Annotated in this window: 13 protein-coding genes; 2 read left to right on the top strand and 11 right to left on the bottom strand. The window is 40.6% G+C overall.

Annotated features, from left to right (window positions below; translation table 11 throughout):
- Nucleotides 1-66 precede the first annotated feature (66 nt).
- The 5 genes from Xvie_RS07600 to Xvie_RS07580 all read right to left on the bottom strand — a co-directional run bounded on the left by Xvie_RS07600 (nt 67) and on the right by Xvie_RS07580 (nt 5550).
- Nucleotides 67-1263, bottom strand: coding sequence for an SGNH/GDSL hydrolase family protein (locus tag Xvie_RS07600; RefSeq protein WP_422645959.1), 1197 nt, complete (start codon nt 1261-1263; stop codon nt 67-69).
- A gap of 1 nt (nt 1264) precedes the next feature.
- Nucleotides 1265-2401: an SGNH/GDSL hydrolase family protein gene (locus tag Xvie_RS07595; protein ID WP_086108733.1), complete on the bottom strand. Its 1137-nt coding sequence runs from the start codon at nt 2399-2401 to the stop codon at nt 1265-1267.
- Complete coding sequence (locus Xvie_RS07590) at nt 2388-3809, bottom strand: MBOAT family O-acyltransferase (RefSeq protein ID WP_086108732.1); 1422 nt, start codon at nt 3807-3809, stop codon at nt 2388-2390. Before Xvie_RS07590 ends, Xvie_RS07595 begins: the two co-directional genes overlap by 14 nt.
- Before the next feature lie 160 nt (nt 3810-3969).
- On the bottom strand, nt 3970-4743 hold the full coding sequence (locus tag Xvie_RS07585) for a protein bax (RefSeq protein ID WP_086108731.1): 774 nt from the start codon (nt 4741-4743) through the stop codon (nt 3970-3972).
- A gap of 480 nt (nt 4744-5223) precedes the next feature.
- Entirely contained in the window at nt 5224-5550 is a 327-nt protein-coding gene (locus tag Xvie_RS07580; protein WP_086108730.1) for a DUF3761 domain-containing protein, read from the bottom strand.
- A 384-nt stretch (nt 5551-5934) separates the two neighbouring features.
- On the opposite strand from Xvie_RS07580, the gene Xvie_RS07575 reads away from it, so the two are divergent.
- Nucleotides 5935-6690 carry an SDR family oxidoreductase gene (locus Xvie_RS07575; protein ID WP_086108818.1) on the top strand — a complete coding sequence of 252 codons (756 nt, stop codon included), beginning with the start codon at nt 5935-5937 and terminating at the stop codon, nt 6688-6690.
- Nucleotides 6691-6815: 125 nt separating this feature from the next.
- Here Xvie_RS07575 and Xvie_RS07570 read toward each other — a convergent pair whose 3' ends face one another.
- Nucleotides 6816-7166 carry a SymE family type I addiction module toxin gene (locus Xvie_RS07570; RefSeq protein ID WP_086108729.1) on the bottom strand — a complete coding sequence of 117 codons (351 nt, stop codon included), beginning with the start codon at nt 7164-7166 and terminating at the stop codon, nt 6816-6818.
- A gap of 867 nt (nt 7167-8033) precedes the next feature.
- On the opposite strand from Xvie_RS07570, the gene Xvie_RS07565 reads away from it, so the two are divergent.
- Entirely contained in the window at nt 8034-8645 is a 612-nt protein-coding gene (locus Xvie_RS07565; RefSeq protein ID WP_086108728.1) for a tyrosine-type DNA invertase, read from the top strand.
- A gap of 147 nt (nt 8646-8792) precedes the next feature.
- Here the strand turns inward: Xvie_RS07565 and Xvie_RS07560 are convergent, their stop codons facing one another.
- Genes Xvie_RS07560 through Xvie_RS07540 form a run of 5 tightly spaced genes read right to left on the bottom strand, consistent with a single transcriptional unit; the run spans nt 8793 to nt 12732 of the window.
- Nucleotides 8793-9371 (bottom strand): TerD family protein, encoded by a 579-nt coding sequence (locus Xvie_RS07560; RefSeq protein WP_086108727.1) that lies wholly within the window; start codon nt 9369-9371, stop codon nt 8793-8795.
- 51 nt (nt 9372-9422) lie between these two features.
- The gene (locus tag Xvie_RS07555) at nt 9423-10451 is read right to left on the bottom strand and encodes a TerC/Alx family metal homeostasis membrane protein (protein WP_086108726.1); all 1029 of its coding nucleotides are present in this window, start codon (nt 10449-10451) and stop codon (nt 9423-9425) included.
- 27 nt (nt 10452-10478) lie between these two features.
- Nucleotides 10479-10934, bottom strand: coding sequence for a tellurite resistance TerB family protein (locus Xvie_RS07550; RefSeq protein WP_086108725.1), 456 nt, complete (start codon nt 10932-10934; stop codon nt 10479-10481).
- Nucleotides 10935-10978: 44 nt separating this feature from the next.
- Nucleotides 10979-12142, bottom strand: a complete 1164-nt coding sequence (locus Xvie_RS07545; protein ID WP_086108724.1) for a TerD family protein — start codon at nt 12140-12142, stop codon at nt 10979-10981.
- On the bottom strand, nt 12142-12732 hold the full coding sequence (locus Xvie_RS07540) for a TerD family protein (protein ID WP_086108723.1): 591 nt from the start codon (nt 12730-12732) through the stop codon (nt 12142-12144). The genes Xvie_RS07545 and Xvie_RS07540 overlap by 1 nt, the downstream gene beginning before the upstream one ends.
- Nucleotides 12733-13069 lie beyond the last annotated feature (337 nt).

Raw genomic sequence — 13069 nt, 5'->3', positions numbered from 1 at the left:
TATTTACGTTCACTGGCTGCTATTGTTGTCAGAATTTGATAAGACATATCGTGCTCATTGTTTGAATTATCGTTCAACTAACCCCATAAATTGCTTATAAAGCGCTTCGGCACTGCGTTCATAACCGGCTGCAGAGAGATGAACGTAATCCGGACGGGCAAGGTTTTGCTGTTCCCATCCTCGGACTGAACATGACCCGCCCATATATTCCTGCCAATCCCAAAACAGAGTGCGTTGTTTTTTTGCAACGGCTTGCTGAATCTGAATCACGTTATCAAGCAGGGCGGGTTGTTGTTCACTACAACTTGCTGCGGTTTTGTTTTTCAGTGAATCATTCGGCCCAATCAGCAGGATAACGGCTTGCGGTATTGTCTTACGAATGTCTTGTACTTTGGATATCAGGTCTTTTTGATAAGCGGCCAGATCCAGCGAATCGTTAAAGGCTTCATTGGTGCCATAGGAGAAGATCACCATATCCGGTTTCATCTGAGCCAGTGTTTCAAACCATTGTGGTTGCCATTTATCCAGCATATTAATGGTAGCGCCATTAATGCCCAATGCGGATAACATAACACCGGGATTTTGACGTTTTATCAGCCAGCCACCAATTTTCAATTGCGTATCTTGTAGATAAAGATTGGTGGGGAAACTCGTGGTCTGTTCTGGCGAGAAACGCCATTCACTTTGTGTCGCCGATAAGTTCATTGTGGTAGTTGGTGTCTTGATTTGAGTTGTATCATGGGATTGATAAAGTGCACTCAACCAGTATTTGCCACGGGCAGTGGAGGAATCGAGTTGTATCGCGCTGTTGGCACTTTCCGGGATAGCAATAAATCCCCCCAGAGGGTAATCCGCCCGATTGTCTTTGCGGCTGCTTGAAAGCCACCAGCCAGTTTTATCCCCAGTGAATTGCACTAAGGCGTTACGCTGGCCGGGAATGCTCATTGGCGGAATAAATCCCGGCCCTGCATCGCCATAACGATTCTGCAATAAACTGCGTAACTTGCCAGTAAAGAAATCGGCAGCAGTGTGTGAATCACCCAGTTGCACAAAATGGAGCTGGCGAGTATCGCTGTGGCGTAATTTATCTGCCAATAGCGCGAGGTTGGGATCACCAAAATCCGTTAATTGCTGCTGGCGGTGTATTTGTGTTGTTTGAAGTTCCGATGAAGGCTTGGATTTTTTTCCTTGGCACGATAATAGGCTCACTGAGAGCGCGATAACCAGACTTGCCCCCATTATCTGATAAAACCTACGGAACATGCTAAATAGTCGCATTTTCTTTAACTGGTTCCTGAATAAATGTGATCAATGAAAATAGATAATCAGAGATGGTTTGTTGCCCTTTCAAACTGAAATGAATACCGTCTCCACTGCGGAGTTTGATTGTACTACTGCCATCGCCAACATAGTCTGAATAATTATCTGATTGATATTTGAACATATCATTAACCGCAACATAGATCTCCCCCATTTTTTCTACTTCTGTTTGATATAATTTATTAAGGTACACCATACCGCTGGAGAGTTTTTTCTGGCGCATATTTGGTGGGCCAACCCAAATAACATCGACCTTATGTTGACGTGCATCATTTAAGATAGTTTCGATTCTTTGGCGATAGAGGCTCTCCCAATTTTCGCTGGCGAATTTCAAATAAGGGCCTCCGCGCCTTGATGGTATATCCCATGGATCATTTGGGCCTAAAAACACGACCACTAACTTAATATCAGGGTTAGTTCTCAAGGCATCGCTGATAGTTTTTGGCCAATCAAAGAAGCCAGGATAGGATAAACCCGTACTTTGCTTACTTAAATTAATACTGGAAATACCATATTCCTGAGACAGCCGACGTTTTAAATGTGGGGCTACTCCCTGCATCATTGAGTCACCGGCAAATAACACCTTATCTTTTACGCTCAGATTAACGTGGGTTTTCTGGGTTATTTCAGTAACAGAACTTTCTACTGGATTAGTTGGCAGTGCGAAAGGCTGAACGAGTTTAATGTCTTTGTTCAGCAGTTCAGGAAAGGTGTAAGAGAGATTTTCTATGGGGTACAAGTAACCTTTTAGGAAGCGCAGACCAACCTGAAATTCAGGTGGGAATACTGTCCGATGGTTATCGGTATTCATGGCCGATGATGGGTTGTCCTGATATTTTCCTTGTGCATATGCCAAAAAAGTCCCACCGGCAGCAATAGCACCCTGCTGTATATTATTACCTAAATCCCACAATGGTTCTCCCTTGATAGATGCCCAAGGGCTATTGCGGTGATATTTCTGTTGCCAGAAGTTATCCAGTGAACCCTGATTCAGCCAGATTAGCATCAAACTGGTCAAGGTCACGATACAAACCACTTGTCCGACTTTTTTAAGATTAGATCTAAATTCAGAAGTTGGCATAGATAAATCCTGGCATTCCTGAAGGTGACAAAATAAATACCAAAGTAAGGATCAGGGCTAAGGGAATTGGATAATAAACCCAAGAGATTAGGCCATGATTTTTTTCAATTTGGTTTCTGAGATTCACCAACCAGGGATAGATAATAAAGAATCCCCAGAAAACCATTAATAAATAACCACTGGATAGTAAGGAGGAAAATATTTCGCCGGAGAACAATTGATTTAATACCGCCAGAGCATCATTAAACGTCGGGCTACGGAAAAAGATCCATGCAAAACAGATAAAATGGAATGTCACTACGCGGGATAAAAATAAAGAAATGGGATTCTTGGTTTGTGGTTCATAGTGTTTCTTTGAAGCAGGAAAGAAGGCATTCTTGATATTTTGAAGAATTAAACCTAATCCATGAATGGCACCCCAAATAATAAAACTAAGACCGGCACCATGCCATAACCCTGAAATCACCATGGCTATGAACATATTCAGATTTTTGTGCAATATTCCTTTTTTATTACCGCCCAATGGAATATAGACATAATCACGGATGAACGTTGACAGGCTTATATGCCAGCGTCGCCAAAATACTTGTAAGTTTTCGGCAAGATAAGGAGCATCGAAATTGCGTGGCACTTTGAAGCCTAATAGTAAGGCGAGGCCTGTAACAAGGTCGGTATAGCCAGAAAAGTTAAAGTAGATATTCCAGGCATAAGCATAAATTGCCACAAGCACTTGCCCAGCATGATGGCTGGTTGGATCTTCAAAGACAGGATTCACAAAATATTCAGAGAGTGTGGAACTGAGCAAAAAGAGTTTTGTGATGGCAAGTGCTATCAATAACAGCGCTTTCAGTGGTTCCTGTATAATTCTGGATGATGCCTGAATCTGTGGCATGAAATCTTTGGCCCGATTAATCGGCCCGGCGACGATGCTGGGGAAAAAGCAAAGATACAAAATGATATCAGGCAGTGGAGCAGCAGGTAGCTCTTTCTTGCACACTGATACGACATAGCTGACTGAGTGGAAAGCGTAGAATGACAGCCCCAGCGGCATCAATAATTCAAGTACAGGTAGTTCCACGCTGATCCCAACGTTAGCCAATGTTTGCTGAATTGCCTCTTGGAAGAAAGAGTAATATTTGAAAGCCGTGAAACAGCCGAGAATCCCGAATGTCAGCAGAGTGAATATAACTTTGTTGGATAAATAACGGCTAAGAATATTCGTCAAAAAGTAAATAAATAAGGTATAGGCGAATAAAATATAGGCGAACTTTGCTGCGAAAGAGAATAAAAATAAATAACTAACTAAAATTAATACGCCATTCTGTAGCCTTGGAGCTTTCTGTAAAAGCCAATAGACAACCAGCAGAATAACAAACGATCCAAGAAACTCAAAAGAGAAAAAGTTCATATCAGGCTCTGGCTAATCATTTATCGTTGGGAGAAAGAATGTAATTCTGGTGAGTATTATAGTATGGAATTTACCTATGTTTATAGTAGGTAATATAGAGATAGGTTATAAAAAAATAATCCATCTTGTAATTAATACAAGGTGGATTATTGGGGGAGAGTTATTGAATAGTCAGCCCTTGAGCCTGTAAGATCAGCTGCCTATTGCCATTAAGTACTTTATGTAAATAGCGATTATAGTCAGTTCCCAGCTCAGAATAACCGTTGAGATTATCGATCAGCTTACTGGTATTCAGTGGCTCCTGTGTTGTCCTCTGCTTTGCACGTGAAGAACGCAATGACTCATAAGCACGATGCGTATTCAAATTTTTCATATAAGCAACGACAGAAGCATTAATGGTTGGATAATCTGAATAACCTTTGACTTTTCCTTTGGTTCTGCCGCAAGAGCTACAACGCATCCCAAACAGATTATTATTTTTTTTAGCGAGTTCTGACGTTCCCCAACCCGATTCAGCAGCTGCCTGTGTGGCGACAAAATGGGTAGGGATAATGTCAACCCGACTTAGCAATATATTCCAATTGACCTGTTTTGGTGAGTTGCAGGTCATTTTGTAATCCATGCAGATCTTTCTTAATCGATTACTATCCTGTACAGACCAATGATGATTTTTTTGGTGTGTCAGGAGCCATTTGCGGTCTTGCATAATCTTGTGATTATGTTGATCAATTACAGGGACAATAATATTTAAAAACGCTTTCTTTCGAGGTGTACCTGAAGGGTATTTTCGCAAATCGGGCAAATTTACTTGCATACCATTGTGAGAATACTCTTGCCTTGTTGAGGTACTGGTCGAGGCATGGCTCAAACCGGTGAAGATTAATGAGATAAAGAAAGCGAAGACCGCACTTGTCCTCATCATGAGAGAGGGCATTTGCTTCTCCTCGTTTTATTACTCTGGATAAAAAACAAACGAATATTAGCAGAGTAAGCGATATATAGCTACTGTTATTCGTCATTCATAAGTTTAATTTCTACAATAAACCTTAGCACTCTACTAACAAATATCTATATTTTTCACTTCGTATAGTAAATTAGTGTAATAATTATTATGATTTATCTAATGAATACATTTTTAAAATTAATGTAATCTACATTTATTTTCATGTATACATTTGTACTTCTTAATCTAGTGGTTATTACTTTGCTGTTTTTTAAAAATTTTATCTGATTGTGTCATTTTTTGGTGTTTGTATTTAACTAAGGCTCATATTCATAATTTTTGGTTTTCATTTTAACTATGTATAATGATTTAAATTTTTATTATATCCAGTTAGATAATGCGATTCAGATTAAAAAATAATTAGGGAGCATTAGCTCCCTAATTGTGTATGATGAAACATCAATTAAAATATCATAGCCACTTAGAAACTCCGCCGTGGCGAGAGCAGGCCCCCTTGCGGGATTTACTTTTGCTATAAGTCCCATCTTTACAAAGAGCCGTATTAGCTCCTTTTTTTACTGATCTATTTTTCTTCTTTGACGCTTTTTGTTTTTTTGCCTTTTTGTTTACTTTCTTTTCTAACGAGTTAGTTTTGTTTTTTGCTGTCTTAACATCATATTTTACTGCCGTTGCTGTTTTTGGCACAGTTTCGGCTGAGGTTGATATTGCTGGTGCTGCAAGCGTTGTACTTGAAAACAACACCAGTAATGCTGCAACTGATAACTTCAAGCTTTTCATCATATATTTCCTCTGATTAGAGTACTGAAACCCGAAATCTACTCTTGCAGTTTGGAGTATAGTTTTGAATGTTATGATTGCAAATTTAGCAGAAGGAGTATTTCTATTTTTATAGACAACGTATTTGTATTTCTTTTTAGAACAAGTGATTATGTTTGGAGACATTATAACTATATACTTATAGATGTTTATTTTTAATTAGTTAACCTTTTTATTAGATAATGAATTGTATTTAATTCTTAGATTATGCTCTGTCATTTACACTTAGGAAAAAACAGTGAAAATCAAATAAATATGATAGCCATTTGAAGTATGGATAACGGCTATCCAAAGTTTTGATGTGAAAAAATAATACAGCAGATGGAGAGTGGCATTGTGAAAGAAATGCAAAAAGCGCAAAAAGTGACGATTGTGACCGGTGGTTCCCGTGGTATCGGTAAGGCCACCGCACTCTGTTTGGCAAAGTGTGGGCATCATATCTGTATTGGTTATCGTAATCGTGAAGATAGAGCTTATGAAGTTGTGGATATGATCCGTGTCCTTGGGCAGTCAGCAATTGCGGTTCAGGTGGATATAGCAGATGAAAAACAAGTGATAACATTATTCCAGAGGGCAGAAAAAGAGTTGGGGTATATTTCTGGACTCGTGAATAATGCCGGAATATTAAAGCCTCAAGCCACCATTGAACAGTTGACGGTAGAGCGGCTGAATGAAATTTTTGCAAACAATGTCACTGGGGCTTTTCTCTGTGCGCGTGAGGCGGTCAAGAGAATGGCTTTGCGTCACGGTGGGCAAGGTGGCGTCATTGTTAATGTTTCATCTGCTGCTGCCAGACTGGGATCTCCCCATGAATACGTTGATTATGCGGCATCAAAGGGTGCTATTGATTCGATGACAATCGGGCTGGCGCAAGAAGTGGCGGCACAGGGAATTAGAGTTAATGCTGTGCGCCCTGGGTTCATTTATACCGAAATGCATGCCGATGGTGGGGAGCCTGAGCGGGTTGAGAGAATCAAAGACTCCTTACCGATGAAACGAGGAGGGCAGCCGGAAGAAGTTGCTCAGGCTATTGCATGGTTGCTGTCTGATGAATCATCGTATGTCACTGGTAATTTTATTGATTTAGCTGGTGGAAAATAGGTTACAGAGTTTGAAATACAGCTTTGAATAATACTGTATTTAATACTGGAGAACATTAAAAGCCGGAATTCTTATTAATATTTTCCGGCTAATTGATGAAAAACTATTTTTTTATAGCACTGCTTTTAAGCCAGCATCTCCATCAATTTAGGTTTAAGAATAATCTTGCCAGGTTCCATTTCAATGTTAATTGGTTGTTCCACTAAATTACTGATGGTTAGCCAATCTCCTGCAATATAAAGTTCACCATTTTCACGAATATTGTCGATTCCTTCGTATGGATTATCTTCTACTTCATTGATCAAACTGGCTAAGTCTGCGTTGGGATCAACAAGGGAGATAATAACACCATTGGAAAATTGTGAGATATGAAATAATTCATTCGCGGTAAATCCAGCATCGCTGAGTGTACTGCCATTCAGTATTAATTCTGGGATACCAATGTCAGTCTGGCGAAATGAAACATGAAGGCTCATTTGTACGTTCCTTGTGTTATTGGGATATATAACGATACTCTATCAGCACTTCGCCCGTACTGCACCGTGAATTCATACGTGTTTTTCATCTGTATCGCATTCATTGGTTAAGAATAGATATCTACCCTAGCGGTTAGCTGGCTAATGTGCCATCGATAATGTTACTCTTTGCGAAGCAACTCGCAAAAAATAACTGTATATTTATCCATTTGAAATACTTATCTAAAATCTGAATAAGTAAGAACTCGGTAAATATTTATGTGGTTTTCTGGTTTATTATATATGGATTACTTAATATAAAGTTTTGGTTTTATTTTTATGATTAATAAATTTCAAGTGGTTATTTTTATATTTTCACCAATTCATCTTCTTGTAATCATATTGTCATATTTATGAAATGAATTGGTCATTTAATTGTCATTCGTTTTCTTCACTAACGCCCTATTTTATTTATGAATAGTATTGTGGAATATATTTCCGTGACTTCCACTATACGTATTTTTGTGGCTAAATAGATTGCTTGCTTTGTTGGAGTTATTTTTAAATAAATTGAAATTCTTCAATGCCTTTGCTTAATGTAAGGCAGTAAAAATATAATTTATTTATATGATTAATTCTATTTTTGTAATGTTATTGTGTTTTTTATAATTGGGGGATTAAGATGGTTTTTTATCGAAGTAATTTCATGGTTTACCTGACAGTAATCATGACCACTCCTCTCGTAGCCATATTAAATATTATATTATATAGGTCTATATCCAAATATATTTTATTTTGGCAGTCAATATTTCAAATGAAGGGTTTTTGCTTCATGAATGAATTTAATTATAAGAGAAGATAACTAACTACCACAGAGAATCATACACTATGCTAAAACGTAAATATTTAACTCAATATGAAATTGAACAATTATTGGCTGAACTAGAAAAAGGTGCTAATGCTGAGCGTAATATTTGTATGCTTTTTATGGGATTTATTCATGGCTTTCGCGTTTCTGAACTGTTGGGGCTACGTGTGTCTGATGTAGATCTGCGTGACCGGAGTTTGAGCGTTAATCGTCTGAAAAATGGTTTTTCCACTATCCACCCAATGGTCTCCCGGGAAATTCAATTATTACGTAAGTGGTTTATTATACGTAAAAAATTCGAGAAATTTGGCAAAAGTGAATGGTTATTTATTTCCAGAACTGGTGAGCCTTTATCACGGCAACAGTTCTATAAAATTATTAGGAATACAAGTATCAAGGCAGAAATTGCGATTTGCGCTAATCCGCACATGTTACGTCACTCGTGTGGTTATGCGTTAGCGGATAATGGTGTCGATACCCGATTGATTCAAGACTATTTAGGTCATCGCAATATTCGTCATACAGTCAGGTATACCGCGAGTAATGCAGGTCGCTTTGATGGAATCTGGCGGGCAAGAGGGAAGCGAAAAAGGGTTACATTTAAGTTGGGAGATTCACTATCAATTAGGTAGATTTGGACTTATTTTGGATAATACATAATTAATGCACTTATTTTTATTTTCCCTAAAAAAAGCCCTGCTTGTATTATTAAGCAGGGCTTTTAATTTCATGTTAACTTACATCTTCACATTGAAATGCTTAATTGAGTAATACCTAAATTAAGCAGCATTAATGCCATACTGAGCACAAACAGAAGCGAGACCACCAGCATAACCTTGACCTACTGCGCGGAATTTCCATTCTGTGTTGTGGCGATACAGTTCGCCGAACAGCATAGCGGTTTCAGTAGAAGCATCTTCGGTCAGGTCATAGCGAGCGACTTCAACTTGAGTATCATCGTTAACCAGACGAATGAATGCACCGGAAACTTGACCGAAGCTCTGGCGACGAGTTTGTGCGTCATGGATTGTGACAACAAATATCACTTTGTCTACATCAGCAGGAACCTGATCCAGTTTGATTTTCAGTGATTCGTCATCGCCATCACCTTCACCGGTACGGTTGTCGCCAGTGTGCATAATGGAGCCATCAGATGATTTGAGATTGTTGTAGAAAATGAAATCTGCATCACCGCGTACTTTGCCGTTAGCTGCTAGCAGAAAAGCTGATGCGTCAAGGTCGAAGTCTTGTCCGTCAGTTGCACGGGCATCCCAACCGAGACCGATCAGAACGTTTTTCATGCCTGGATCTTCTTTGCTTAGAGAAACGTTACCACCTTTAGAAAGAGATACACCCATTATTATTTCCTCATTTTATTACGTGTTAATTAATTAGGTTTTATACCGGATTTAGCTTGCGTTTTCTTTTTGTGGGAACAGCAGGCTGGCAAAAATACCGGCTACCAGTACTCCAATTACCACAAACAAGCTGGTTGTCGCTGAAATTGAATAGCCGTGGTGGAATATGTGCTCAGAGGCGTTCAGGCCCAGCTTAATGGCGATGAAGAACAGCAAAACGATCACTGCCTTTTCCAAATGCGCCAAATACTTCCTCAATGCTTCAAGCACAAAATAGAGCGTACGTAGGCCCAAGATAGCAAACATCATGGCGCTGTACACAATTAAAGGTTCCCGGCTGACAGCAATAACCGCAGGTACAGAATCAAAAGCAAACATCACATCAGATAGTTCAACCACTGCCAGACACAGCATCAGTGGTGTAGCATAAAGCATTAATTTGCCTACCCGACCCACTTTCACATTGGCGTTTTCTGGTTTAGCCAGCTCTTTATCTACTTCTTTTTGGTTCAGCACAAAAGCATGACCGTGCAGTTTCGGCCAAATTGGGAAGAAGCGCTTTACCATACGGTAAGCAAGGTGCTGTGAATAGTCTTCGATTTCATCACCATCATCACCGCTTTTCAGCATCATGACTGCTGTCCAGCCAACGATAACTGCAAACACGAGTTCAACCCACGGCCCGAGTGCCAAAAGGCTTGTCCCGATGGCGACGAAAATGCCGCGGAAGACGATGGCACCGATAATCCCCCAATACAGGACTCGGTGGCGATAGCGGTCAGGAACAGCGAACCAAGAGAAAATCGCCATGATGACAAACAGGTTATCGACAGAGAGCACTTTTTCCAATGCGTAGCCTGTTACAAACAGACTCGCTGCTTCTGCACCATGATGAACGTAGAGAAATCCCGCGAAAACAAAAGCAATCGCAATCCAGAAAATAGACCAAAGAGCGGCACTGCGCAGCGAAATCGGCTTATCATGACGATGCATAAATAGGTCGAGAAAGAGCGCGCCAACCGACAGAATAATGAATACAGCAACGGTTTCCATCGGAAAACCAATGTGCGTGGATGACATAGAGTAAGTCTCTTAAATTATCTGCGATTATAGTTCGAAATCAGCTGGTGCAAAGCCAAGGGCTAAGCAAATTTCGCGGACAGCATTTTTTTCGTCATCATCAAAGTCATCATCACTTTTGGCGACTGCGATCCCTACGCGCAAAGCAAGCTGCGCTGCTTCCGGCTGTTGTTTCAGGGCCATGATGAATTTCATCGCTTCGCCTTTGCCAATGTCAGTATCAAATTCATAGCTGCTGACCAGCTTGTTAAAGAATTCGATAATCTCAGTGGTATCGAAAACATTTAACTCAGGAGAGTTTTTGATGAATCCTATCATTTTCTGCTTTTCTTCTGAGCTGACACCATCGCTCGCCATGGCAACATGTGCACATACCGCTACCGTGCCTTCCATGAACTTTCTGTTTTTGAAGCGACTAACATGGGTGGTCAGTTCTTCACGTCCTGAGTTGAATGCCGATTTGATTTTGTTTAAAAAGGACATAAGTCCCTCCACTTGTGTAAAAACGCTTTGTGTATAATAGAGTATTATTTACTACCTGATGTCCAGCTAAAGCCCCATCCAAACGCTCTGTCCATCTCTTTATGCCCTTTGAAGTATTGATTGATACGTTCTACTTTGATGGCTCCGTTTTCATTAACAAGACGGGCAATGGCACACATGCCCTTGTTGTTGTTTCCTTCTGTCATGCGAGTTTCAATTGGTGGTTGGTCAGGGACATAGATTGTGGCTACACCGTCGGTTTTGTTCCAGCTAGGCGCACCTTCGTAGATAAAGGCGTAGATCAAAACTTCACTGATGTTTTTCCATTCAAGGCCATTGATGTGAAGCCATTCACCGTCACTTACACTACCGGTGCGATCATCGCCCTGTAGTTCTACATAAGGTTCATAACGGTAATCGCCAAAGCTATTTCCTAATGCCTGTACAACGTCTAGGTTTCCATCTTTCAGCCGGATGAATGCGCCAAGATCCAAATCCACATTGTTGTTTGAGCCAAATATGCCCTGCAATATCCCCCTTGAGGAAGATGAAGAGGTTTGATTCCAATTCAGGTTGATGCGGATTTTACCGTAGTTGTCGCGTTTGCTCAGACTGATAGCCGGCTTTTCTTTAGTCAGAGAGACTTTGCTCAAATTAACATTATTTGGCGTTGGTGCCGTGGATGCCGGAGCAGGTGTTGAGGTTGGCGCATCATCAATGATATCCATGCCAAAATGTTCCGCCAGTGGCTTGAGGCCGCCATTAAAACCTTGGGCGATGAAGCGGAATTTCCACTCGCCATTACGGCGATACAGTTCACCGAGGATTAAGGCTGCTTCTGGACGTCCTTGAACTTCAACATCTCCTTGCAAAATCACGCTGCTATTCAGTTCAACCCGAATAGTAAGATTGCGCAGATTGGAAATCGTTTGGTTGCCGTCGCAGGTTGCGGTGAACGCGATTTTCTGAACATCCTGGCCCAATGCGGGCAAGTTGATGCTGAATGAGGTATTGATGTTGCCGCCAGTCAAGCGAATGGTATTGTCGTTATTGACCGGCTGACCATAGAACACCATGTCAGGATCGCCCTTGACTTTGCCATCTGCATATAGACGAAATGCAGAAACGTCAATGTCTGAACCGGACAGAACCCGAACAGTGAGAGTTTGGTTGGATACGGGGGCATTGCCCCCAGGAGTTAAATTCATTACCACGCCACCACCGTCTTCACGATCTGCGAATGCATTGCGTCAATGGTACGTTCAATACAAGGAACGCCATGTGCCGTGAAATCCCACTGACCACCATTGCGGTGCAGGGAAGAGATGATAATGCCTGTGTGGGTACCTTGTTCATTCAACTGATAGCGAGCCAATTCTTTACCGTTTTGGTCAATGACGCGACAAAAGGCATTTTCAACATCATTGAAGGTTTGACCACGGAAACTATTAACCGTAAATACAAGGTATTCGACATTTACGGGAAGTTTAAGCAGATTGACGTGGATAACTTCATCATCGCCATCGCCTTCACCCGTCATGTTGTCGCCAGAGTGTTGTATAGAACCACATTTTGATTCTAGTTGACCAAACCACACGGTATCGATGGCATTGCCGGATTTATCAAGCAGCATGCAGCTTGCATCCAGATCGATTTCATCGCTACCACCGCCGAATAAACCCGCTAGAAAGCCTTTCTTTTTGATCACAGGATCCCATCCCAGACCAAAATCTACCTTAGCCAGTGATGTGCTCTGTTTGGCGAGCGAAACTGACTGATTTTTGTTTAACGAAACCATTAATGACACCTCTATTCTGTTTGTCGGTGAATTACGGCAATTTCACGTATTTAAAAATCATAATATGACAAATAAATGGCTGAAATCTGTCATGTTATGATTCCCATAAAACAGTATGACTGGCTGTTAACTACATGCTTGGGGAACATCTGGCTTCGTGTTTTATGATTTCTCCTTCATGAAAAAAAGTCAAACAAATTCTGAACTAAAAAATCATAATATGATTGACATATACTTATCGTCAACTCTAGACTGCGCTGTATCTTTCACCGAATTAAGAATAAATACTGAAAGTTACCGTATTGGCTTTCGACAATTTAACAATTGTCTCTGATTG

Origin of the sequence: Xenorhabdus vietnamensis, from assembly GCF_002127535.1 — a bacterium.
In the GTDB taxonomy this organism is placed as follows: domain Bacteria; phylum Pseudomonadota; class Gammaproteobacteria; order Enterobacterales; family Enterobacteriaceae; genus Xenorhabdus; species Xenorhabdus vietnamensis.
The sequence above is the reverse complement of the archived record's forward strand: the minus strand, read 5'-3'. Positions and strand labels throughout refer to the sequence as shown.

What these genes read in the sequence shown, in the direction of transcription:
- Xvie_RS07600 (WP_422645959.1), bottom strand. Translation starts at nt 1,263, where the DNA reads ATGTTCCGTAGGTTTTATCAGATAATGGGGGCAAGTCTGGTTATCGCG.
- Xvie_RS07595 (WP_086108733.1), bottom strand. Translation starts at nt 2,401, where the DNA reads ATGCCAACTTCTGAATTTAGATCTAATCTTAAAAAAGTCGGACAAGTG.
- Xvie_RS07590 (WP_086108732.1), bottom strand. Translation starts at nt 3,809, where the DNA reads ATGAACTTTTTCTCTTTTGAGTTTCTTGGATCGTTTGTTATTCTGCTG.
- Xvie_RS07585 (WP_086108731.1), bottom strand. Translation starts at nt 4,743, where the DNA reads ATGCCCTCTCTCATGATGAGGACAAGTGCGGTCTTCGCTTTCTTTATC.
- Xvie_RS07580 (WP_086108730.1), bottom strand. Translation starts at nt 5,550, where the DNA reads ATGAAAAGCTTGAAGTTATCAGTTGCAGCATTACTGGTGTTGTTTTCA.
- Xvie_RS07575 (WP_086108818.1), top strand. Translation starts at nt 5,935, where the DNA reads ATGCAAAAAGCGCAAAAAGTGACGATTGTGACCGGTGGTTCCCGTGGT.
- Xvie_RS07570 (WP_086108729.1), bottom strand. Translation starts at nt 7,166, where the DNA reads ATGAGCCTTCATGTTTCATTTCGCCAGACTGACATTGGTATCCCAGAA.
- Xvie_RS07565 (WP_086108728.1), top strand. Translation starts at nt 8,034, where the DNA reads ATGCTAAAACGTAAATATTTAACTCAATATGAAATTGAACAATTATTG.
- Xvie_RS07560 (WP_086108727.1), bottom strand. Translation starts at nt 9,371, where the DNA reads ATGGGTGTATCTCTTTCTAAAGGTGGTAACGTTTCTCTAAGCAAAGAA.
- Xvie_RS07555 (WP_086108726.1), bottom strand. Translation starts at nt 10,451, where the DNA reads ATGTCATCCACGCACATTGGTTTTCCGATGGAAACCGTTGCTGTATTC.
- Xvie_RS07550 (WP_086108725.1), bottom strand. Translation starts at nt 10,934, where the DNA reads ATGTCCTTTTTAAACAAAATCAAATCGGCATTCAACTCAGGACGTGAA.
- Xvie_RS07545 (WP_086108724.1), bottom strand. Translation starts at nt 12,142, where the DNA reads ATGAATTTAACTCCTGGGGGCAATGCCCCCGTATCCAACCAAACTCTC.
- Xvie_RS07540 (WP_086108723.1), bottom strand. Translation starts at nt 12,732, where the DNA reads ATGGTTTCGTTAAACAAAAATCAGTCAGTTTCGCTCGCCAAACAGAGC.